The sequence below is a fragment of the Streptomyces sp. NBC_01474 genome (assembly GCF_035918215.1).
Lineage (GTDB): Bacteria > Actinomycetota > Actinomycetes > Streptomycetales > Streptomycetaceae > Streptomyces > Streptomyces aureus.
The window spans coordinates 1164093-1184830 of sequence record NZ_CP109449.1 but is presented as its reverse complement, the minus strand read 5'-3'; the positions used below and the strand labels follow the sequence as shown (position 1 = coordinate 1184830).

General features: G+C 71.6%; 22 protein-coding genes. 8 read left to right on the top strand and 14 right to left on the bottom strand.

The genetic code is table 11. The annotated features are described in order from the left end of the window. Window positions 1-35: 35 nt before the first annotated feature. The 3 genes from pstS to OG758_RS05680 form a co-directional block, all read right to left on the bottom strand. A complete protein-coding gene (pstS, locus tag OG758_RS05690; protein ID WP_326708929.1) occupies window positions 36-1151 on the bottom strand; it encodes a phosphate ABC transporter substrate-binding protein PstS in 1116 nt (371 codons plus the stop codon). A 202-nt stretch (window positions 1152-1353) separates the two neighbouring features. Next, window positions 1354-2142 carry a class II aldolase/adducin family protein gene (locus OG758_RS05685; protein ID WP_326708928.1) on the bottom strand — a complete coding sequence of 263 codons (789 nt, stop codon included), beginning with the start codon at window positions 2140-2142 and terminating at the stop codon, window positions 1354-1356. Then, entirely contained in the window at window positions 2139-3119 is a 981-nt protein-coding gene (locus OG758_RS05680; protein WP_326708927.1) for a C-terminal binding protein, read from the bottom strand. Before OG758_RS05680 ends, OG758_RS05685 begins: the two co-directional genes overlap by 4 nt. Window positions 3120-3344: 225 nt before the next feature. On the opposite strand from OG758_RS05680, the gene OG758_RS05675 reads away from it, so the two are divergent. The 3 genes from OG758_RS05675 (at window position 3345) to OG758_RS05665 (ending at window position 7488) form a co-directional block, all read left to right on the top strand. Continuing rightward, the gene (locus OG758_RS05675) at window positions 3345-4241 is read left to right on the top strand and encodes an Lrp/AsnC family transcriptional regulator (RefSeq protein WP_326708926.1); all 897 of its coding nucleotides are present in this window, start codon (window positions 3345-3347) and stop codon (window positions 4239-4241) included. Between the two features lie 178 nt (window positions 4242-4419). Continuing rightward, a complete protein-coding gene (locus OG758_RS05670; protein ID WP_326708925.1) occupies window positions 4420-6075 on the top strand; it encodes an amidohydrolase in 1656 nt (551 codons plus the stop codon). Between the two features lie 72 nt (window positions 6076-6147). After that, window positions 6148-7488, top strand: coding sequence for an MFS transporter (locus tag OG758_RS05665; protein ID WP_326708924.1), 1341 nt, complete (start codon window positions 6148-6150; stop codon window positions 7486-7488). A gap of 109 nt (window positions 7489-7597) precedes the next feature. On the opposite strand, the gene OG758_RS05660 is transcribed toward OG758_RS05665, so the two are convergent. From OG758_RS05660 to OG758_RS05620, 9 genes are all read right to left on the bottom strand, one after another. Further along, window positions 7598-8950, bottom strand: coding sequence for an MFS transporter (locus OG758_RS05660; protein ID WP_326708923.1), 1353 nt, complete (start codon window positions 8948-8950; stop codon window positions 7598-7600). 143 nt (window positions 8951-9093) lie between these two features. Then, window positions 9094-10851, bottom strand: coding sequence for a sulfatase (locus tag OG758_RS05655; protein ID WP_326708922.1), 1758 nt, complete (start codon window positions 10849-10851; stop codon window positions 9094-9096). Then, window positions 10848-11453, bottom strand: coding sequence for a PadR family transcriptional regulator (locus tag OG758_RS05650; RefSeq protein WP_326708921.1), 606 nt, complete (start codon window positions 11451-11453; stop codon window positions 10848-10850). The genes OG758_RS05655 and OG758_RS05650 overlap by 4 nt, the downstream gene beginning before the upstream one ends. Before the next feature lie 136 nt (window positions 11454-11589). Then, window positions 11590-12045, bottom strand: coding sequence for a Crp/Fnr family transcriptional regulator (locus tag OG758_RS05645; RefSeq protein ID WP_326708920.1), 456 nt, complete (start codon window positions 12043-12045; stop codon window positions 11590-11592). Between the two features lie 90 nt (window positions 12046-12135). After that, window positions 12136-12879 (bottom strand): ankyrin repeat domain-containing protein, encoded by a 744-nt coding sequence (locus OG758_RS05640; RefSeq protein ID WP_326708919.1) that lies wholly within the window; start codon window positions 12877-12879, stop codon window positions 12136-12138. A gap of 113 nt (window positions 12880-12992) precedes the next feature. Further along, window positions 12993-13697 carry a DUF305 domain-containing protein gene (locus OG758_RS05635; RefSeq protein WP_326708918.1) on the bottom strand — a complete coding sequence of 235 codons (705 nt, stop codon included), beginning with the start codon at window positions 13695-13697 and terminating at the stop codon, window positions 12993-12995. After that, window positions 13697-14353: a DUF3105 domain-containing protein gene (locus OG758_RS05630; protein WP_326708917.1), complete on the bottom strand. Its 657-nt coding sequence runs from the start codon at window positions 14351-14353 to the stop codon at window positions 13697-13699. The genes OG758_RS05635 and OG758_RS05630 overlap by 1 nt, the downstream gene beginning before the upstream one ends. A 129-nt stretch (window positions 14354-14482) precedes the next feature. Beyond that, a complete protein-coding gene (locus OG758_RS05625; RefSeq protein ID WP_326708916.1) occupies window positions 14483-14935 on the bottom strand; it encodes a hypothetical protein in 453 nt (150 codons plus the stop codon). A gap of 65 nt (window positions 14936-15000) precedes the next feature. Next, window positions 15001-16095: a cation diffusion facilitator family transporter gene (locus OG758_RS05620; protein WP_326708915.1), complete on the bottom strand. Its 1095-nt coding sequence runs from the start codon at window positions 16093-16095 to the stop codon at window positions 15001-15003. Window positions 16096-16192: 97 nt separating this feature from the next. Here OG758_RS05620 and OG758_RS05615 point away from each other — a divergent pair, with 97 nt between their 5' ends. Beyond that, window positions 16193-16555 carry an ArsR/SmtB family transcription factor gene (locus OG758_RS05615; RefSeq protein ID WP_326708914.1) on the top strand — a complete coding sequence of 121 codons (363 nt, stop codon included), beginning with the start codon at window positions 16193-16195 and terminating at the stop codon, window positions 16553-16555. Between the two features lie 39 nt (window positions 16556-16594). Continuing rightward, window positions 16595-17059: an HIT family protein gene (locus OG758_RS05610; protein ID WP_326708913.1), complete on the top strand. Its 465-nt coding sequence runs from the start codon at window positions 16595-16597 to the stop codon at window positions 17057-17059. A 19-nt stretch (window positions 17060-17078) separates the two neighbouring features. Here OG758_RS05610 and OG758_RS05605 read toward each other — a convergent pair whose 3' ends face one another. Beyond that, window positions 17079-17600, bottom strand: a complete 522-nt coding sequence (locus tag OG758_RS05605; RefSeq protein ID WP_326708912.1) for a cupin domain-containing protein — start codon at window positions 17598-17600, stop codon at window positions 17079-17081. 304 nt (window positions 17601-17904) lie between these two features. On the opposite strand from OG758_RS05605, the gene OG758_RS05600 reads away from it, so the two are divergent. Continuing rightward, window positions 17905-18342: an RrF2 family transcriptional regulator gene (locus OG758_RS05600; RefSeq protein ID WP_326708911.1), complete on the top strand. Its 438-nt coding sequence runs from the start codon at window positions 17905-17907 to the stop codon at window positions 18340-18342. 457 nt (window positions 18343-18799) lie between these two features. After that, a complete protein-coding gene (locus OG758_RS05595) occupies window positions 18800-19306 on the top strand; it encodes a hypothetical protein (RefSeq protein WP_326708910.1) in 507 nt (168 codons plus the stop codon). On the opposite strand, the gene OG758_RS05590 is transcribed toward OG758_RS05595, so the two are convergent. Continuing rightward, a complete protein-coding gene (locus tag OG758_RS05590; RefSeq protein ID WP_326708909.1) occupies window positions 19272-19901 on the bottom strand; it encodes an alpha-ketoglutarate-dependent dioxygenase AlkB in 630 nt (209 codons plus the stop codon). The genes OG758_RS05595 and OG758_RS05590 overlap by 35 nt on opposite strands. Before the next feature lie 80 nt (window positions 19902-19981). On the opposite strand from OG758_RS05590, the gene OG758_RS05585 reads away from it, so the two are divergent. Next, entirely contained in the window at window positions 19982-20641 is a 660-nt protein-coding gene (locus OG758_RS05585; RefSeq protein ID WP_372560955.1) for a TOPRIM nucleotidyl transferase/hydrolase domain-containing protein, read from the top strand. The last annotated feature ends 97 nt before the right edge of the window (window positions 20642-20738 follow it).

Sequence of the window (20738 nt, the reverse complement as noted above, 5' to 3'; positions counted from 1 at the left end):
GGAAAAGTGTGCTTGGAAGGTGCGGCCCCGCGTCGTCAGGAAAGGGACTGCACAGTCTGCCGCACCTGGGTCGCGACGGTGTCCGGCAGCGGTGCGTAGTGGATCCGGGTCAGTGCCTGCTGGCCCTCGTCGCTCGCGGTGTAGGTGAGGAAGGACTTGAGCGCCGGGAGTGTGGCGGCTCGGTTGCCCTTGTCGCACACGATCTCGTACGTGACCAGGACGATCGGGTACGCCCCCGCGGCCGAGTGGCCGTAGCGGAACTTCAGTGACATGTCCTTGCCCTGCCCGGTCACGCGGGCCGCGGCGATTCCCGCGGACGCGGACTGCGGCGACGCGGCGACGGGCTCCGCCGCGCCCGTGTCGATGCGGACGGTCGGTACGTGGCTGCTCGCCGCGAAGGACAGCTCGAAGTATCCGATCGACCCGTACGAGGAGTTGACCTCGGAGACGACTCCGCTGGAGCCGTTCGCCGAGCCGCCGCCCCTGGCCTGCCAGGACTTCTCCGCCGGGTAGGGCCAGGCGGCCGGGGCGGCGCCGGCGAGGTAGGCCTGAAGGTTCTGCGTCGTGCCCGAGTCGTCCGAGCGGTGCACCGGGCGGATGCGGGTCGAGGGGAGTTTCGCGTCGGGGTTGAGCGCGCGGATCTGCGGGGCGTCCCAGGTGGTGATCCGGGTGTCGAAGATCCCGGCGAGGGTCGGGGCGTCGAGGACCAGGTCGTCGACGCCGGGCAGGTTGTAGCCGACCGCGATGGGGCCGCCCGCCATGGGCAGGTTGATGGCCCGGCCGCCGGTGCACGTCTGCTTCGACAGCTCGACCTCTTCGGGCTTCAGCGCACTGTCCGAGCCGCCGAACGCGGTCGCGCCGCGCAGGAACTGGGCGGCGCCGGCACCCGATCCGAGCGGGTTGTAGGCGATCTGGACGCCGGGGCAGGCGCGTTGGTACTGGTCGATCCAGTACTTCATCACGTTCTGCTGGGCCGTCGAACCCGAGCCCGGCACCTGGCTCTTGCCCGCGCAGTCGATGTCGGCGACGGGGGAGGCGCCGGCCGAGGACGCGCGATGGTCGGCGGCACCTGGGCCACCCGTCCCGCACCCCGCGAGCAGGAGCGTGACCGCGACGGCAGCCGCACCGGCCGGAACGCTCTGCTTGATCACACGTCTGGCACGGGCGCTCTGCACTGTCGTTCCCCCTGGTGAAACCGCGATCGGAAGGACAAATGCTTACTGATCATGGCGGTCGTGGGGTGACGTGAGGGTGAACTCCAGGCGAAGCACCACCGTACGAAGGGCGAGCGGGGCCCGACAGGGGCCCCGCTGTCCACTTCCGCTGCCGTTCGGTTCAGCGTCTGGCTCCCGCTCAGTCCTTGTAGTCGGGCGCGATCCGGTCGAGGAGGCGCAGCATCGCCGCCCACGCCAGGTCGTACGCGTCCTCGTCCTGGAAGTCCGAGTCGGCCTCCGCCTCGCCCGCGAGCTGCCGGGCGGTGTACTCGCACACCTCCGGCGACGGAACAGTCAGAGGCACGCCGCCGGCCTGGGCGGTGACCTGGATCTCGCAGGCCTTCTCCAGGTAGTACATGCGCAGGAACGCCTGGGCCGCGCTCCCGCCGACGGTGAGCAGGCCGTGGTTGCGCAGGATCAGCGCGGGGTGGCCGCCGATGTCGTCGACCAGGCGCTTCTGCTCGTCCAGGTTGAGCGCCACACCTTCGTAGTCGTGGTAGCCGACCCGGTTGTGGAACTCCATCGACATCTGGTTCAGCGGCAGCAGCCCGCCCTGCTGCGCGGCGACGGCGCAGCCCGCCTTGGTGTGCGTGTGCAGGACGCAGTGGGCATCCTCGCGGGCGGCGTGGATCGCGCTGTGGATGACGAACCCGGCCGGGTTGACCGGGTGCGGGGTCGGCTCGACCGGGTTCCCGGACAGGTCGATCTTGACCAGGTTGGAGGCGGTGATCTCCTCGAACAGCAGCCCGTACGGGTTGATCAGGAAGTGGTGGTCCGGGCCCGGCAGGCGCAGCGAGATGTGCGTGAAGATCAGGTCGGTCATGCGGAAATGGGCCACGAGCCGGTAGACGGCGGCGAGTTCACGGCGCAGCCGCAGCTCCGTCTGCGCGGCGTCCTGATCGGCGGCGGGGGTGAGCAGGTCGGTCACGAGACGGCTCCTTCGAGAGTCGGGTCGACCACGGGGGTGAGCGGGCGGCCGGTGCGGTGCCAGGCGATGACGTTCTCGGCGGGCGCACACACGTATGCGCGCTGCGAGGCGTCGGACAGGAACGCGCTGTGCGGGGAGAGCTGGATGCGCGGGTGGGTGCGCAGCGGGTCGTCGGCGGGCGGGGGTTCGACCGGGAACACATCGAGTGCGGCCCCGGCGAGATGCCCGCTGTCCAGTGCCCGCAGGAGGGCGTCGGCGTCGACGAGTTCACCGCGCGAGACGTTCACGAGGAACGAGCCCGGCCGCATCCGGGCGAGCAGGGCCTCGTCCACGAGGCCGTGGGTCTGCGGGGTGAGCGGGGTGTGCAAGGACAGCACGTCGGCGCGGCCGACCAGCTCGTCGAGGCCGAGCCGGTCGACCTCGGGCGGCCAGCCGGCCGGGTCGGCGTGCGGGTCGAAGGCGGCCACGCGGCCGAAGACGGGCGCCGCCATCCGCGCCACGGCGCGCGCGATACGGCCGAACCCGACGAGGCCGAGCGTCAACTCGCTTGCCCGGCGCGGCAGTCCGCCGAACTCCGTGTTCCAGCCGCCGCCGCGCACCGTGGCGTCGGCGTGCGGCAGGTGGCGTACGAGGGAGAGGGTGGCGGCGAGCGCGTGCACGGCGACGTCCTCGGTGGCCGCGTGCGGCAGGTTGCTCACCCACAGGCCGCGCCGGCGGGCCTCGGCGGTGTCCACCATGTCGTAGCCTGCGGACATCGTGGCCAGCATGCGCACGGTGGGCAGCCGGTCCAGGAGGGCCGCGTCCACGGGGGCGTAGCCGACGATCAGCGCCTCGGCGTCGTGCGCCGCCGCTGCGATCCTGGCGGGGTCGCGGCTCCCGACGACGCGGACCTCGAAGCCCGCGTCGCGCAGCAGGCGCTCGCCCGGCTCGACATCCAGCTCCTCGGGGTCGGTGAAGACCACCACGGGCTGACCCATCTCAATTCTCCCCACGCCTGGAGCGACAAACTTAGGGCGACGAATGATTCGTCGGTCGCTTCGGTGTTGAAATTACGTTTCGTCTTCCATAATTGTCCAGTCCGCATGAGACGGGCGTCCGTGACGGATGTCACGGGTGTCCGGCGCCCATGTCGCCGTGGCAGACAATGGGCGCCGACCCCAGGTGCGGCCGTACCCGGGCAGCCGAGCTGAGGGGAAGCCCCGGTGGACCTGGACCACATCGACCTCGCCGTCGTCCGCGAGCTGCAGGCGGACGGCCGTCTGACGTACGAGACGCTGGCCCAGCGGGTCGGCCTCTCCCGGCCCGCCACCCGGGCCCGCGTCCAGCGGCTGCTCGAGGGCGGCGGTGTGCTCGTGGCGGCCGTCGTGCACCCCGCCGTCCGGGGCCTCACCGCGTCGGCGCATCTGTCGATCGGTGTCCGCGGTCCGGCCGGGCCCGTGGCGCGCGCCGTCGCCGCCATGCCCGAGGCGCCGTTCGTCACGCTGACCGCAGGCGGCTACGCGGTCATGGCCGAGCTGCGCACGAAGGGGATCGCCGATCTGGACCGGGCGATCGAACGCGTCCGCTGCCTGCCCGGCGTCGACGTCGTGGACCCGCTCATCTCCACCCGCCACCTCAAGGACCCGTATCTGCTCGCGGGGGAGCCGGCCGTCACGGAACTCGACGAGACCGACCAGCTCGTCCTGCGCGAGCTGGAGGCCGACGGCCGCCTCCCGTTCGCCGAGCTCGCCGAGCGGGTCGGCCTGTCGGCCGGCGCGGCTCGCGCGCGCACGCTGCGGCTCCTCGACGGCGGCGTCGCGAAGGTCCTCGCGCTGGTGCGCCCCGAACTCCTCGGCCTCGGCATCCTGTGCGGCTTCGCGGTGCGCGTCGAAGGGGAGCGGGACGAGGTCGCCGCGCGTCTCGCGGAGCGCGAACAGGTCTCCTTCCTGTCCTCCTGCATGGGGCGCGCGGACCTGGTCGGCACGATCACGGTGGAATCCCTCGCGGCGATCCGGACGGCCGTCGAGGACATGCGGGCCGTGAAGGGCGTGCGCGCGGTGGAGAGCTGGGTGCACCTGGAGCTCGTCAAGGAGCGCTACGAGGATCCGGCCGCCGAGTGAGGCACAGGTCGGATGATACGTAAGCGATGGCTCGCCTGAACTTACGAAAAGTTTCTCAGCGGTACATCTAGTCAATTCATCGTCGGCTGCTTATCGTCCATGCGAACGAATCAGTCGCCGCGCCTTGTCTGTGCGCGGCGGCCCTCATCGTCTTCCCACGGTCGAAAGCAGGCCCCTCATGCACCACCCCCTCGATGACGCCGACCGCACGCTCCTGGTGACCGGCGCGGCGGTGGCCGCCGCCGGAACCCCCGTACGCGCCGAGGCGCTCGCCGTCCGGGGCGGCCGCGTCGTCCACGTCGGCACCGCGGACTCGGCACGCGCCGCTCTCGGCGGCCGGATCGACGAGAACCTCGAACTCGACGGCGGCCTCGTCCACCCCGGCTTCGTCGACGCCCACTGCCACCCCGTGATGTACGGGCAGGCCCTGGCCTGGGTCGACTGCCGGCCCGAGCGCGTCCCCGACATCGAGACACTCGTCGCCGTCCTGGCCGTCGCCGCCCGCGAACTCCCCGCCGGAGTCCCCGTGCGCGGATTCGGCTACGAGCACCGCAGGCTCGCCGAGTGCCGCCACCCCACCTGCCACGACCTCGACCGCGTCGCCACCGACCGCGAGGTGTACGTCATGAACGCCTCCGGTCACGGCGGCGTCGTCAACTCCCACACCCTGCGCACCTGCGGCGTCACTGCGGGCACCCCCGACCCCGAGGGCGGCAGCATCGGCCGTCTGCCCTCCGGCGAGCCCGACGGACAGCTCTGGGACGCGGCCTGCGACCTGCTCACCGGGCCCGGCGGCGTGAAGATCGGCAACCACGGCCCGAACTTCCACCTCTCCGAACCCGACGCGATCATGGCCGACCACCTGCTGTGCGCCCAGGAGGTCTTCCTCGCCGCCGGTGTCACCACCGTCGGTGACGCGCAGGCATCCCGCCGCGAGATGGAGACCTATCTGAGGGCACGTCAGGACGGCTCGCTGCGCCTGCGCGTCTCCGCCTACCTCACCTCCGCGCTCCTCGACACCGCGCTCGACCTGGGAGTCGTGAACGGCTTCGGCGACGACCACTTCCGTGTCCAGGGCGTGAAGTTCTACGCCGACGGCACGCTCGGCGGCTGGACCGCGTACTTCCCCGACGGATACGCGGCGGACTGCTGCCACCACGGGCAGCTCTACCACTCGGCCGAGGAGTACGCCGAGCTCGTCGGCCGCGCCCACCGCGCCGGCCTGCAGACCGCCACCCACGCCCAGTCCCCGTACGCCATCGGCATGGTGCTCGACGCCGTCGAGAAGGCGCAGGCCGACCGCGAGCGCCCCGGCATGCGGCACCGCATCGAGCACTCCGGTCTGCCCACCGACGAACAGATCGTCCGCATGGGCGAGTTGGGCGTCGTACCCGTCATGCAGCCCCAGCACCACCTGCGGACCGGCGACGGCACACTCACCGCCGTCGGCGACCTCGGCCACCGCTACAACCCGGCGGGCGCCTGCCTCGCCGCGGGCGTGCCCGTCGTCTTCAGCTCCGACGCGCCCGTCGCGCCGCCGGCCCCGCTGGAGGCGATCTCCGCGGCGGCCACCCGGCGCACCGTGCTCGGCACCGTCCTCGGCGACGCCGCGCTGCGCATGCCCGTCGCGGACGGCCTGCACGCGCACACCGCGGCGGCGGCCAGTGCCCTGCACCGCGAACACGCGGTCGGCGCCCTGGCCCCCGGCATGCTCGCCGACTTCGTGGTCCTCGACAGCGACCCGCTCACCGCGGACCCGGCCGAACTCGCCTCCATCGGCGTACGCGAGACCTGGATCGGCGGCGCCCGCGCCTGGGCCGCCCCCGGCCGCTGACCGCTCCACCGCACAGCTCCCTACTGCAACAGCCCCCTCCCCTTCCCCGCCTCTCCTGTCCCCGGAGGCTTCATGCCGACACAGCCCGCCACCAGACAGAGCCCGTACAGAGCCGCCTTCGCGGCCCTCGCCGGCACCTCCATCGAGTGGTACGACTTCTACGCCTTCGCCACCGCGGCGGCGATCGTCTTCGACGACGTGTTCTTCCCGCCGGACATGTCGCCCTACCTCAAGACCCTCTCGGCGTTCGCGACCTTCGCCGTCGGCTTCCTACTGCGCCCGCTCGGCGGCATCGTCTTCGGTCACATAGGCGACCGCGTGGGCCGGAAGAAGACCCTCGTCATCACGCTCGTGATGATGGGCGTCGCGTCGTTCGCGATCGGCCTGCTCCCCACCTACTCCCAAGTCGGCGCGCTGGCCCCGGTCCTCCTCATCGCGCTGCGCCTCATCCAGGGCATAGCGATCGGCGGCGAGTGGGGAGGCGCCGTACTGATCGCCGTGGAGAACGCCCCGCCCGGCAAGGCCGCGTTCTTCGGTTCGTTCGCCCAACTCGGCTCATCCGTAGGCGCGTTGCTGTCGACCGGCGCCTTCAGCCTGATGAACCTGTTCGGCAACGACGCGTTCATGAGCTGGGGCTGGCGCGTGCCGTTCCTGGCGTCCTCGGTCCTTGTGATCGTCGGCCTCGTCGTACGGGTGAAGCTCGAGGAGTCGCCCGTCATGTCCGAGGTGCGCGACGAGCACGCCGCCGCCGAACAGAAGCTGCCCGTCGTGGAGGTCTTCCAGAAGGCGTGGCGCACGGTCCTCATCGGCGTCTTCGCCCTGGCCACCGCGACCGGCGGTTACTACGTGGTGACCAGTTTCCTGCTCTCGTACGGCACCGGTGACCTCCGTCTGTCCGAGTCCATGCTCCTCAACGGCCTCACCCTCGCGGCGTTCCTGGAACTCCTGGTCACGCCGTGGCTGTCCTGGCTGGCGGACCGGGTGGGCCCGCACAAGGTCGTCATCGCGGGCCTGGCCGGCGTCATCGTCCTGGCGATCCCGCAGTTCATGGTCCTCGGCACGGGCAGCGTCATCCTGATCTGGCTGATGATGCTGGCGATGCGCCTGGTGATGTCCGCGCTGTACGGGCCCATCGCCTCGATCCTCGCGGAGGGCTTCGCCCCGCACGTCCGCTACACCGGCATCTCGCTGTCCTACCAGATCTGCAACATGGTCTTCGGCGGCCTCGCGCCGCTCCTGGCGGTCTCCCTCGCCGCGGCCGCGGGCGGCCACTACTGGCCCACGGCGCTCATGCTCATGGCCATCTCGGCCGTCGGCATCTGGTGCACGGCCCGGCTCCGGCGCCTGCGGGTGCCGCAGCCGGGGGACGGCGCGGCCACGGTGACGGAACGGGAGGTGGCGAGCAGCGTCTGAGCATCGCCGACAGCTCACCGCGGCCGGGCCGGACCCGTGCACGCCGAGGCGCACCGCGCGCCGGGCGGCACGGACCCGGCCCGGCCGCGGTGCTGTCGTCACCCCGACGTCACCCCGCGCCCAGAGCCTGGCTCCTGCGCCGGTCGAGTTCCCCCTGTACCCGTGCCACATCCTGCGCGTAGGGGCGGTAGAGCAGGGTGAGGACCGCTCCGTTGACGAGCATCAGGATGACGAGGACCCACAGGAACACCGGCCGGAGCCCGACCACGTCGCCCAGGAAGCCCGCGCCGAGGCTGAACGCCGCCCAGGCGATCGCCTCGAAGACGGACACGTAGATCGCGAAGGCGGCGGCACGCTGCTCGGGTGGGGTGACCGCCATGACCATGGGCCGGTTGACCGGCGGGTTGATCCCCTGGGCCATGCCCATGAGGCCGAAGAAGACCGCGAAGAGGGCGATGCCGTCGTACTCGATCTGAGTGCCGAAGAAGGCCGTCACGGCGAAGGCGAACTGCGCGCCCTGCAACACCGCGACCAGCCCGTACCGGGGGCTGCGGCGCGCGGCCCAGTCGGCCGCGAAGCCTCCGAGGAGGGTGCCCAGGAAGTAGCCGATGCCCATCGGGAGCAGCACCACCGAGGCGACCTGGGTGCTGAAGCCGAACACGTCCACCAGATAGACCACACCGAACGTGGAGATCAGGAGGTGGCCTGACAACAGCCGGGACACCAGCAGGATGGACAGGCTGCGGACCCTGAACAGCGCCACCGCCTGCGACCAGGTGACCTTGGTGGCGTGTGCCGCGCGGGCCTCCTGGCCCAGGTCGGCGAGCTGCCGCTCCGCAGCGCCCCGGCCGGGGTCGCGGAACCACAGCCAGATTCCGCAGCCGAGCGCGATGTTGAACGCGCCGATCCCCCACAGACCCCATCGCCAGCCGTCGTCGACGCCGGCCAACTGCCCCTTGAGCGGTCCGATCACCGCACTGACCAGCGCCACGGCGCCGTACACGAGTCCGACCGCGCGGCCCCGTGACGAGCTGTCGAAGAGGTCGCCGATGATCTCGGTGATGACGGGGTGGGCGGCCGCGTAGCCCGCCGCGAGGATCGTGTAGAGCACGAGCAGCTGGGCGAAGTTCTGGGAGAAGCCCGCGGCCACACCCCAGACACCCCACAGGCCCGTCGCGAGGACGAGGACGCCCTTGCGGGACCAGCGCTGTGCGGCCCACACCCAGAACGGGCCCGTGAACACCCCCACGATCTTGCTCGCGGCGGTGAGGACACCGAGCGCCCCGAGCGAGATGCCGAGCGACTGCCGGATGAGCGGGAAGAGACCGCCGACGAGGCTCGCCTCGGTGCTGTCGACCAGCAGCGCACCGCCGAGCAGCGACAACTGGCGCCCGCGCCGGGGTACTCCGGGTGGTCCGATGTCCTTGGTCGTTGTCGCTGGCCCATCGATAAGCTCGGGCATGGCGCCACCCTTTCTTGGCATGGTTCTTCGCTGGAGCGGTGCGGGAGGGAGAGGTGCCTGCCGGTGACGGGGTGGCCGCCCCGTCACCGGCGTTCTTTCGGTGGTGCGGCGGCACGGACCTTCCGGCCCGGGCTGCGGTTCGGTCAGAGCTCGGCGAGTTCCTCGGCGACCATCCGCAGCCGCGGCGCCGGGAAGAGCCCGCCCGCCATGGCGGCGACGTCGATCAGGGGCGTCGGCCCCAGGATCTGCAGGAGTTCCGAGTCCACGACACCCGGCAGGTGGCGGCGCAGGACCTCCACCGCCACCGGGTCGGAGATCAGAGCCCGGATCGGTGTGCGCAGCGAGAAGCGGCCCTCCGGGTAGTCGTCGGCGCGCGGCAGGGGCTGCGCGGCGGCCTCGGCCTGTTCGCGCTGGGCGCGCACCAGCAGGTGCTTCTCGGTGACGGGCCCCACCGCGGGGAGCCCGAGCCGCTCGTACTGGCCGGGCGGCGCCTCGTTCGCCCGCATGAGGTCCACCATCAGACGCGCCATGCGCAGCTCCACCGCGTCGTCGGCGAGCGGAGTGCGCTGCTCGGGGTCGGACGCCAGGTCGTAGAGCAGCGTGCCGTGCTGGTACGGGTTGAAGAGCGTGCGCCCGGACATGCGCAGCGTGCGGACGCCCTTGGTGAAGTCGAAGGGTTCGGCCAGCTCCAGGTCCGCGAGCTCCTGCGGCGTGAAGCGGCCCCGCATGTGCGTCGGCATCAACGTGTGCTCGTGCAGTGGAGCGTTGTCGGGGGAGACGGGCGCCCTCATGTAGACGTGGCGGCCGTCGGTCACATTGACGTGTCCGCCGTGCATGCCGAACAGGCCCGCCTCGCGTACGGACGTGTCCGAGAGCGGCGCGCCCTGCATGTCGCCGGGCCGCGGGACGCCGAAGAACTCCAGGAGGGTGGGCGCCAGGTCGATGGTCTGCACGAGGTCCTGGCGCCGCTCGCCCGTCGCGCCGGTCCGGGGATCCCAGGCGAACAGGGGCAGATGGACGAGTTCGTTGTACCAGGGCTGCACGCTCTTGCCCCACCACCCCTTCTCGCCGAGCAGCAGACCGTGGTCCGTGCAGACCAGGAGCAACGTGTCCTCCCACAGGCCGAGTTCGTCCATCGTGTCGAGGACTCGCCCGAGGGAGTGGTCGCACATGGACAGCAGCGCCGCGTACTCGTACCGGGCGTGCCCGACCTGGTCGTCCGTCTCGACCACGCGCTTGTAGTCGGGCCAGTCGAAGTGCGGGCCGTCGTAGTCGTGCGGATAGAGGTCCTTGAAGCGCCGGTGGCTGAAGAACGGCTCGTGCGGGTCGAAGGTCTCTATCTGTACGAACCAGTTGTCCGCGTCGCGATTGGTGTGGACGAACTCCAGGCCGGCGTCGAACGTCAGCGTCTGCGGATGACGGTCCTCGGTCGCCATGTGCGGCCGGTTCACCCAGTCCTGCCGGTAGGCGGCCCCGAACCGGACCTTCTTGAGATCCTCGGGCATCTCGGGATCCGCGACCTGCCCCTTCCACGGGTCGCCCTCCTGCCCGCGGAAGAACTCCCAGGTGATGTACCGGCCGTGATAGGTCGCGCCGCCGTCCTCCCAGTAATGGGGGTGGTCGCTCACGAGGTGGGTGTAGACGCCGCTCTGCTTGAGCAGTTCGGGCATGGAGTCGTCGAACGGCTCCAGCGGACCCCAGCTGCGGTGCAGGAAGTTGTGCCGCCCCGTGTGGATCTCGCGGCGGGCCGGCATACAGGGCATCGAGCCCGCGTAGCAGTTGTCGTACGTGACGGACCGCTCGGCGAGCCGGGCGAAGTTCGGCGCGTGCGTCCAGTCGCCTCCGTACGGCGGCAGCATCCGCCGGTTGAGGCTGTCGAACATCACCATGATCGCCTTCATGCGGCGCCCCCTGTCTGCGTGGGTGTACTGCCATCGGACTCCGGCCGTCCGGTCTCCAGGCGCCGCAGCAGCCCTTCGAGCCAGGCCACCCAGCGGTCGACGGACGAGGCACCGTAGGCGTGCAGCTCGTCGCTGATCTCGCGCGCGAGGTCCTGGTCCAGCTCGGGCAGCGGGTTCTCGAATCCGATGCGCCTGTCGCGGTCGCGGTTGCCGGCGATCTGGGCGCGCCGATAAGTGAGTTCGGTCCTGATCAGCCGGATCGCCGCGTCCCTGTCGAGCGGGGCGGCGAAGCTGAACCTGGCCAGGAAGTCGGCGTCCTGGAAGCGGCTGGGCGGGTCGTACGGGGAGCGCACCCACTCCATCAGGACGTCGCGCCCCCGTGGCGTCAGCCGGTAGACCTTCGCGTCCGGCCGGCCCTCGCGTGGATCGACCTCGTACGCCACCCAACCGTCGTCGACCATGCGCCCGAGCAGCCGGTAGATCTGGCTGTGATGGGCGCGCGAACGGAGGAACTGTCCTTCTGTGTCCACCCACTTGCGCAGGTCGTACCCGCTGAACGGGCGGTACGACAGCAGCGCGAGCAGGACGTACTCGAACTTCACGACCCTCACCCCTATGTGCACAATCACCTATGTGCAGGGATTCATATCGCTGGGGGTGGGGGCAGTCAACAGATCCGACAGGCTCTTATCGAGGCGTTCACAGTCGGCCCGCGGTACGCATGGGCGCGGGGCGCCGTCAGATCGGCTGCGTCCGGTGGATGGAGTACTGCTCCATGAGCTTGGCGCGCGTCGCCCCGAGCCGGTAGGCGAGGATCTCGGCGACGGTGCGGATCAGGGACATGCCCAGCGCGGGATCGGCCTCGCAGAGACTGCGGACCGCCTGCGCGTCGAACTCGTAGGCGCGCACGGGGCTGAACGCCTCGGCCCCGAAGTCCCACTGATGCGGCGGGAACAGCCATGACCAGCCGAGCAGATCACCCGCGCCGAGCGAGGCGACGGTCACCCGCTTGTGCTCGGTGACCTGATGGTCCAGTGAGACAGCGCCTGAGCGCACGACCCAGAACCGGTCGGCGATGTGGCCCTCCTCGAAGATCCGCTCGTCCTCTTCGAACGTCACCTCCTGGGCGAGCGTCATCAGCCGCTCGCGGTGCTCGTGAGGAAGAGCGGGCAGCAGTCGCGTCGCGTTCGTCATGGACAGGCCTCCTCGCCGAGGTTCCCCACCTTCTATTGGAGCCGCCACGGGCCGATTGAGCACCCCGGGGGCGGCACCGAATTCCGGGAACTACGCAGAGTCACCCACCGGCTTCGCGGCGACAGCGGAAAGCCACTCGACGACGTCCGTGGCGTCCTGCTCGCGCGCGATGTCCACGGGCGTCCTGTCGCCGTATCCGATCCGGTCGGGATCCGCCCCCAGTCCGTACAGGTACTGGGCCGTGGCCAGGCGGCCGCCGTGGCAGGCGCACCAGAAAGCCCTGGACAGCTCCTCCGGCGTCGGCGGTTCCCCGGCCGTCGCGCAGGCCTCGACCTGGCCGAGCAGACCGAGCGACGCGGCCTCCTCAAAGGTGACGCGGGCGCCGTGCGCGACGAGCCGGAACGCCGCGCGCCACTGCCCGAAGGCGCAGGCGTCGGCGAGAGGAGTGCCGTCGCCGATCACCGCGCCCGGAGCCTCGATGTCCGCGCCTGCCGCGACAAGGGCGTCGACGGCGGCGACGTCGTCATTGCTCGCCGCCCAGTGCAGCGGCGTCTCGGTGTGCGCGCCGGAGAAACGCGCGTCGGGGTCGGCTCCTGCCTCCACCAGGGCGGCCAGAACCTGCGGACCGTTGGGGAAGTGGCCGGGCCAGTCGGTCGCGATGTGCAGCAGCGTGCGGATCCCGGAGCAGTCCGGGCGGGCGGTCTCCGCGATCCCGGCGGAGGCCAGCCATGGGTTCTCGGCCAGCAGGTGACGCAGGCCCGGTACGTCACCCTGGCGGATCGCCTGCGTGACCGCGACGGCGAGGGGGTCCTGCGAGTCGATGGTCGTCGTCATGGGGGTGCCTTCTGCCGGGACGGGATGGGGCAGGACGAGATCGGGCGGGGCACCGCCATTCTGGCAGTGCCCCGGTGGGCCGTCCCGTGGTCGGCGGGACGGCCCCACCCGCGTCAGCGAGGAGACGAATCGCGCGCCCGCAGCAGGTCGGCCATGAGCCTCGTCTCCGACCTCTGCGCGTCGACCATGCCCTGCGCGAGCCGCCGTTCCACCGGGACCTCGCACTGCTGGGCGCAGGCGCCCGCCATGTCGACGCCGCCCATGTGATGTGCCGTCATCAACTGGAGATACAGCATCTCGGCGTCCTTGCCCTTGGCCTTGTGCAGCCGGTCGAGCTCGGCGTCGGTGGCCATTCCCGGCATGAGCGCGCCGTTCTTCGCGGCGATTCCGTCGTCTCCGTGGTCATGCGCGTGACTGTCGCCCATCCACGCCATGTAACCGCCGTCCGGCGAGACCTTCGGCAGCCCCCACAGGTCGAGCAGGCCCAGCAGCATGCCGCGCTGGTTGGCCTGGGTGTTGGCGATGTCGTAGGCGAGCCGGCGCACCTCCTCGTCGTCCGTACGGTCGCGGACGACGAACGACATCTCCACCGCCTGCTGATGATGGACGGCCATGTCCCGGGCGAACCCGGCGTCCGCGGAGCCGACGGCCGGGGGCTCGGCCGGCGCCGGCTTCCCCGCGCCGCTGCCCGGGGTGGCCAGGACCAACAGGGCCAGGGCGAGGGCGACGAGGACGGTCGCGCCGGCGAAGAGCAGCCGAACGGGAGCGGGTCGCCCGGCCGTCTCGCCGGACCCGGCGCGGTCCGTCGACGCCGTCATCAGCTCCCCTCAAGACCGTTGGTGCAGGCGGCGCCGGGCTCGGGGGTCTGCACCCCCTGCACGTATTTGGTGAAGAACTGTCCGACCCGTGGGTCCGAGGCCTTGTCGACGGTGAGCTGGTGGCCCCACGCGGACAGCATGATCGGACCCGCCTGGTCGTCGACCGGACTCATCAGCGAGTAGGGGGTCTTGGCGACCTTCTCGCCGAGCCTCGCGACGTCGGCGTCACCGGCCTTGCCGTTGTATGTCACCCAGACCGCGCCGTGTTCGAGCGAGTGCACGGCGTTCTCGTTCGGTACTGCCTTGGTGTAGACGGTGCCGTCGCACGTCATCCAGGCCTGGTTGTGGTCCCCGCCGACGGGCGGGTTCATCTTGTAGGTGACGGCCTTGGTGACGTGGTTGCGGCCGAGCTTCTTCGCGTCCCAGCTCTTCTCGCCCCGGACGGGCTTCTTCGCCGCGGCTGTCTGCTGCTCGTCCTTGTCGTTCGCCCTGTCGATGGCGTACGCGCCGAAGCCGACGAGCCCGGCGACGATGACCGTGCCGAGCGTGACGGTGATGACGCGGTTGCGCCGGTCGCGGACCTGCTGGGCGCGGCGCATCTCGTCGATACGGGCCTTGCGTGCGGTGGCCGCTGCCTTCTTGCCGGTTCTGCTCATGGGGATGACTCCTCGCCGCCGCGCGGTGTCGTGGCGCGGCGGTTCTGCGGGACGGGTGATGTCGTGGAGTGCGCGAGCGCGCGTGCGGCACGGCAGGGCGATGAGCGCCCGCGCCGGCCCGACATCGGCCTAGGTTCGCTGAATCTGGAGGACGTGGAGATCAGGGGCGGTGCCGGAGGGCGGGAGGCCCGAGGGGCTCGGGGGCGGGGCGTCCGGCATCGTGGCGGCGGGCATCCGGGGCAGCACCGCCGGATGCGGCTGCGCGGGAGCGGAGAGCACGGCGCGTACGCCCCGGGAGGCCGGGTCGCAGCACCTGTCCCCGGCCGGGCAGTCGCCCCGGCGCGCGACGGTCTCCACCGCGGCTGGGTACGCGGATCGCGCATGATGCTGCGTCGCGCTGCCGGCCGCAACAGAGGTCACCGTGGGAAGGGATCCGTCCGCCGTGCCATCGGTGCCGTGGGCCGCGGGGCCCAGGCACATCACCAGCGCCGCGAGCAGCACGCTCAGGGCAGGGCAGAGCGCCGCGATCCGCGTGGCCCACCACGCTCCGCGCCCCGCACGCTGCGTCCTGCTTCCGGTCATCACCGGTGATGTTAAGCGGTGCCTGCGAGCGCGCTGTTGGGCAGGGGGCGAAGCTCCAGGGGTCTTTACGCGGAGTGGTGGGCGAGTACCGCGTGCGGGTCGGGTGCGCCGGGGTCGGGCGCAGGGTCGGCGTGCACGAGCGCGCCGGTGAGCTTGGGGACGGCGTGCAGCAGGGCGTGCTCCGCGGCGACCGCGACCTCGTGGGCGGCTCGCACGCTGAGCGCGCCGTCGACGACGATGGCGACCTCGGCGCGCAGCCGGTGCCCTATCCAGCGCATCCGCAGTTCGCCGACGGCCAGCACGCCGGGTACGTGTTTCAGGGCGTGCTCGGCGCTGTCGACGACGGCCGGGTCGACGGCGTCCATCACGCGCCGGAAGACCTCCCGGCAGGCGTCGCGCAGCACCAGAAGGATGGCGGCGGTGATGGTCAGTCCCACGAGCGGGTCGGCGAGCCGCCAGCCGACGGCGGCGCCGCCCGCCCCGATGAGAACGGCGAGCGAGGTGAATCCGTCCGTACGCGCGTGCAGTCCGTCGGCGACCAGCGCCGCGGAGCCGATGTCACGGCCGACGCGGATGCGGTAGCGGGCGACCCATTCGTTTCCGAGGAACCCGATCACGGCAGCCGCGGCCACGGCCGGCAGGTACGTGATGTCGCGCGGGTCGATGAGCCGGTCGACCGCCGTCCACGCGGCGAAGGCGGCGGAGGCGGCGATGGTCAGGACGATGACGAGCCCGGCGATGTCCTCGGCGCGTCCGTATCCGTAGGTGAAGCGGCGGTTGGCGGCCCGCCGGCCCAGGACGAAGGCGACGCCGAGCGGCAGCGCGGTGAGGGCGTCCGCCGCGTTGTGGACCGTGTCGCCGAGCAGCGCGACCGAGCCGGAGAGGACGACGACGACCGCCTGGGCCGCCGCGGTCACGCCCAGCACGGCCAGCGAGATCCACAGGGCACGCAGGCCCCGGGCTGAGGCTTCGAGCGCCCGGTCGGTCTTGTCGGCGGTCTCGTGGGAGTGCGGCGTGAGGACGTGCGTGAGCCGGTGCCGCCACCGGTCCGCCGCCGATGCCGGGCCGTGGCCGTGGTGGTGACCGTGGCCTTGGTGGTGGTGGTGGCCGCCGTGGTGATGCGGGCCGTCGTGCGGTGCGTGTCCGTGCTGAGGGCTCAAGAGTCGGGCCTTCCTGGACGGGGCGGAGTTCGGAGGTCGCAGGTGCGTGCTGGACACCGGAAGGCGTCCCGTCCATTATGTGCGTATGAGCGCACGCATGCACCTATCACCTGCGCACGGTGCGCACCCGCGAGATCCGAGCGACGAGCAGCTTGCCTACGCCGCCGACCTCCTCGGCCTCCTCGCCGACCGCACCCGTCTCGTGCTGCTCCACACGCTCGGCAGGGGCGAGGCGGATGTCACGACGCTCACCGAGACGTGCGGCGCGGCCCGCCCCGCCGTCAGTCAGCACCTGGCGAAACTCCGTCTGGCGGGCCTGGTGACCGCCCGCAAGGAGGGACGCCGCGTGGTCTACGCGCTGCCCGACGGGCATCTGCGACGCCTGGTGAGCGAGGCACTGAACCTCGCGGACCATCACCTCGGATCCCAGCCCGCGTCGCCCGGCGTCATCGCGCCCTAGGCGGGTGGGGGCGCCGTTCGGGATCCTAGGATCCCTGGCATGACGGATCCCGACTGCTACCCGTGCGGCAAGGAAGCGCAGTTCGCCGGCCTGCCGCCACGCGAGCGCATCGCCTTCGACGAGTGCTGGCGGGTGGTCCATGCCATCGGAACGGCGCTGCCCGGATGGCTGGTGCTGCTGCCGCGACGCCACGTGACGGCCGTCCATGACCTGACCGACGCGGAGGCCGGGACGCTGGGCGCCTGGCAGGTCAGGCTCTCCCGCGCACTGCGCAGTGTGATCGGCTGCGAGAAGACCTACGTGGCGCAGTTCGCGGAGGCAGAAGGCTTCTCGCACGTGCACTTTCACGTGGTGCCCCGGCTGCCCGACCTCCCGCCGGAGCGCCGCGGTCCGGGTGTCTTCGCAATGCTCGGCCGGCCGGACGAGGAGTGGGTGACGGACGGCGAGGCGGACCGCATGGCGCGTGCGCTACGGGTTCATCTCCGCCCCGATCCGCCCAGGTGACCGAGGTCGTGACGTGGTGTCAGTTCCCCGTCGGGGAATCCTGGTCGAGTACGTACAGCTCCGGCAGGTTGACGACGATCGCCTCCTGCGTGCTGCGCGCGATCACGACGACCGCCTCCTCGTCCGGGCTCGGGTTCTCCTCGCGGTGCGGGACGTAGGGCGGCACGAAGATGTAGTCGCCGGGTGCCGTGCGGAGCCGGACCTCTTCGGGTGTGCCGGTGGAGTCGTCCAGGAACACGAACTCCGGGTGGCCCTTCACGACATGGATCGCCGTCTCCGAAGCGCCGTGGTGGTGGTTGGAGGAGGCGGTGGCGGGGGCCACGTGTGTCTGGCCCATCCAGATGCGCTCGGAGCCGACCGTGCTGCCGCTGATCGCCGCGAACCGCCGCATGCCGCCGGTCTGCGCGGTGTCGCCGTCCAGTTCGCCCGCACGGATGTGGTGGAGCCGGGCGCGCAGTGGCAGCGGCGCGTCATGGTCCGGGAGGTCGGGGTGGAACGCGTCGCGCTCGGGGGAGTCACCGGCGTGTGAAGGTGTGGCCATGGCAGTCCTGCTCGTCGTGGGCGGGCCGTCGGCGGTGGCCCGGCGTGGAAAGCGGGGGTCGCGCGCCGGTGTTGGTGCCGATGACGACGGAGATCAAGGTGCTCGCGGCTCGCTCGGTGCCGTGCCGTGAACGCTCAAGATCTTCGGCCGACCGTAGAGAGCCGGTCGAATGGATGTCAAGATGTGTCCATTGTCGCCGCCCCGGGTTTCGCGCCCTTCGGCGCGGCCCTCGCGGGCCCGCCGGAACGGGGGTTCGGGCGGGCGGCGCGGCGCACGTGACGGAAGCTTCGGGAAGGCGGTGCACATGCAGATCTCGGCGAAGGCGGACTACGCGGTGCGGGCGCTCGTCGAACTCGCCGCGGACAGTGCGCGACCCCTCACCTGCGAGGGGATCGCCTCGGCGCAGGGGATCCCGTTCCGGTTCCTCAAGTCCGTGTTCCGTGACCTGCGTTCGGCCGGCCTCGTGCGCAGCCAGCGCGGCTGTGAGGGGGGCTACTGGCTCGGCCGTGACGCGGACGCGATATCGGTGGCGGAGGTGATGACCGCGGTGGACGGCGAGTTCTTCACCGTGCGCGGCGAACGCCCGGACCGCCTCGGCCGTTCGGGCACCGGCCGCAGCGTGAGCGATCTGTGGAGCGACGCCGAGTCGGCCGCGTACGCCCTCTTCGGGCGTACCACCGTCGGGGACCTGGCGCGGGGCGGCGCCGAGGCGCGGGGCGAGATCACCGCCGTGCCGGCGTGAACGGGCCGTCGCCGCGCACGCGGCCGGAGTCGAAGGCGTCCGGTGCGCCACCCGTCGTCACGGTCACCGAGTACACCGACCCCGCCTGCCCGTGGGCCTGGGTTTCGGAGCCCGTCTTCCGGCTGCTGCGCCAGGGTCTCGCACCCTGCCTGGAGCGGCGCCACGTCTACGGGATCCTGTTCGACGAGGACGACGACCCCGCACCTGACCCGGACGCCGAAGCCCGCTGGTACGAGGGGTTCGTCAAGGGCGTGGCAGCGCACACGCGGGCGCCGTACGCAGCCCGGCTGCACTGGCTGACGCGGACGAGCCGGCCGGCCTCGGTCGCGGCGAAGGCGGCGCGGGATCGGGCACGCGGAAGCGAGCGCACAGGGCGACACTCGTCGTCCTGCCAGGCCGGGGTGAACACGGCCCGGTATACGAGAGGTTCGGCCGGTGCATCGCCACCGACGGCTATGTGGTCCACGCCCTCGACACGGCCCCGTCCACATCCGCCGACGCTGTGCAGGCGTCGGTCGCGGCGGCACTCGGCCTCGACCCGGCGGCCCGGGTCGTCCTCGTCGGCAGCGACACGGGCGCCCTCCAGGCCCTGAACGCCGCGGCCGAAGCCGATCCGGCAGCTCCGCTCCAGGGCCTGATCGTCGCCGGCGTCGCGTCCACGGACGGCGCGTCCACGGCGGATCCGGGCGACTGGCAGGCGGAACTCGAAGCGCGTACGGCCTGCCCGACACACCGTCAGAAGCTCACGGACGACGCGGGGTTCTCGCGTGGCAGGCTCTCCGAACCCGTACTTGTGCGTGCCCAGGAAGTGGACGGCGAAGCGGTCCGCCTCGGCGGTGGACGCCGTGGACCCGAGGCGGGCGCCGCGTGCGCCTGTCCGAGCCGGACGGCTTCCGACAGTCGTCCGGCATCCGGGCGGCTTCGCTCGGTCACTGCACCCCGTGCGGCCGGAACTGGATGCTGATCCGGCCGCCCGCGGCCCGCGTCGTCTTCGGGATGGCGTGTTCCCACGTCCGCTGACAGGAGCCGCCCATCACGATCAGGTCGCCGTGGCCCAGCGGCCGGCGGACCACGACGCCGCCTTCGCGCGGGCGCAGCAGCAGGTCGCGCGGCGCGCCCACGGAGAGGATGGCGACCATGGTGTCCTCGCGGGCGCCGCGGCCGATGCGGTCGCCGTGCCAGGCGACGCTGTCGCGGCCGTCGCGGTAGTGGCACAGCCCGGCCGTCGTGAAGGGTTCCCCGAGCTCGGCCGCGTAGTGCGCCGACAGCGCCTGTCGGGCCTCGTCGAGGACGGGGTGCGGAAGTGGCTCGCCCGCACCGTAGAAGGCGAGCAGGCGCGGCACGTCCACGACCCGCTCGTACATCTGCCGCCGCTCGGCCTTCCACGGCACCTCCGTGGCCAGCTGTTCGAACAGGGCGTCGGCGCCGCTGAGCCAGCCCGGCAGCAGGTCGATCCAGGCGCCGTCGCCGAGCACGGTCCTGCTGACCCCGTCCAGCGGGCGCAGTCGCACGTCGTCGCTCTGGTCGAACAGGGACCCCTGGAGTTGGTGCGTTGCCATGAGGACAGCGTACTCCTAGATTCGAACATGTGAGCTAATTGGCTGGACGCGGACACCCCGTGCCCTGCGAAACTGGGCGTGTGGACGAGATGAGACGGTTCCGTCGGGCGGCCGGAGCGTGGGCGGCGCACGGAGGTGACGACGGGCCGGCCGCGGAGGCGGCCCGTGAGCTGGCCGTCACGGCCGGTGTGCGCAAGGTCGTCCTGGTCGAAGGGGAGAGCGACCTGGTCGCCGTCGAGGCGCTGGCCCGGCGGCGCGGGCGCAGCCTCGACGAGGAGGGCGTCGCGGTGCTGCCGCTCGGCGGCGCGATGAGCATCGGGCGATTCCTCGCCGTGTGCGGCCCGGACGGCCTCGACGTCACCGTCGCCGGGCTGTGCGACGCGGGGGAGGAGCACTACTTCCGCAGCGTTCTGGAGCGGACCGGCCCGCGCCCCCACCTCACCCACGCGGACATGGAACAGCTCGGCTTCTACGTGTGTGTCGCGGACCTGGAGGACGAACTGATCCGCGGCCTCGGCGCGGACACCGTGCAGGAAGTCCTGGACGTCGAGGGCGACTTGAGGTCCTTCCGCACCTTCCAGAAGCAGCCGGCGCAGCGGGAACGGGGCGTGGAGCGGCAGTTGCGCCGGTTCATGGGGACGCACAGCGGACGCAAGGCGCAGTACGCGCGCTCACTCGTGGAGCGGCTCGACCTCGACCAGGTGCCACGCCCTCTGGACCGGCTCCTCGCGCACGTCTGACTCCGGCACCCCCACATCCGGCTCCGGCGCGCCCCGCCTGCTCCGGCACGCATGTCAGGTCCCCGGCTCGCACAACTGACCCCGTCGCCGCGAAGGG

Excerpts from the sequence above, each read along its gene's own strand:
- OG758_RS05680 (WP_326708927.1), bottom strand. The coding sequence starts at position 3,119 with ATGGGTCAGCCCGTGGTGGTCTTCACCGACCCCGAGGAGCTGGATGTC.
- OG758_RS05670 (WP_326708925.1), top strand. The coding sequence starts at position 4,420 with ATGCACCACCCCCTCGATGACGCCGACCGCACGCTCCTGGTGACCGGC.
- OG758_RS05665 (WP_326708924.1), top strand. The coding sequence starts at position 6,148 with ATGCCGACACAGCCCGCCACCAGACAGAGCCCGTACAGAGCCGCCTTC.
- OG758_RS05660 (WP_326708923.1), bottom strand. The coding sequence starts at position 8,950 with ATGCCCGAGCTTATCGATGGGCCAGCGACAACGACCAAGGACATCGGA.
- OG758_RS05655 (WP_326708922.1), bottom strand. The coding sequence starts at position 10,851 with ATGAAGGCGATCATGGTGATGTTCGACAGCCTCAACCGGCGGATGCTG.
- OG758_RS05645 (WP_326708920.1), bottom strand. The coding sequence starts at position 12,045 with ATGACGAACGCGACGCGACTGCTGCCCGCTCTTCCTCACGAGCACCGC.
- OG758_RS05640 (WP_326708919.1), bottom strand. The coding sequence starts at position 12,879 with ATGACGACGACCATCGACTCGCAGGACCCCCTCGCCGTCGCGGTCACG.
- OG758_RS05635 (WP_326708918.1), bottom strand. The coding sequence starts at position 13,697 with ATGACGGCGTCGACGGACCGCGCCGGGTCCGGCGAGACGGCCGGGCGA.
- OG758_RS05630 (WP_326708917.1), bottom strand. The coding sequence starts at position 14,353 with ATGAGCAGAACCGGCAAGAAGGCAGCGGCCACCGCACGCAAGGCCCGT.
- OG758_RS05625 (WP_326708916.1), bottom strand. The coding sequence starts at position 14,935 with ATGACCGGAAGCAGGACGCAGCGTGCGGGGCGCGGAGCGTGGTGGGCC.
- OG758_RS05615 (WP_326708914.1), top strand. The coding sequence starts at position 16,193 with ATGCACCTATCACCTGCGCACGGTGCGCACCCGCGAGATCCGAGCGAC.
- OG758_RS05610 (WP_326708913.1), top strand. The coding sequence starts at position 16,595 with ATGACGGATCCCGACTGCTACCCGTGCGGCAAGGAAGCGCAGTTCGCC.
- OG758_RS05605 (WP_326708912.1), bottom strand. The coding sequence starts at position 17,600 with ATGGCCACACCTTCACACGCCGGTGACTCCCCCGAGCGCGACGCGTTC.
- OG758_RS05600 (WP_326708911.1), top strand. The coding sequence starts at position 17,905 with ATGCAGATCTCGGCGAAGGCGGACTACGCGGTGCGGGCGCTCGTCGAA.
- OG758_RS05590 (WP_326708909.1), bottom strand. The coding sequence starts at position 19,901 with ATGGCAACGCACCAACTCCAGGGGTCCCTGTTCGACCAGAGCGACGAC.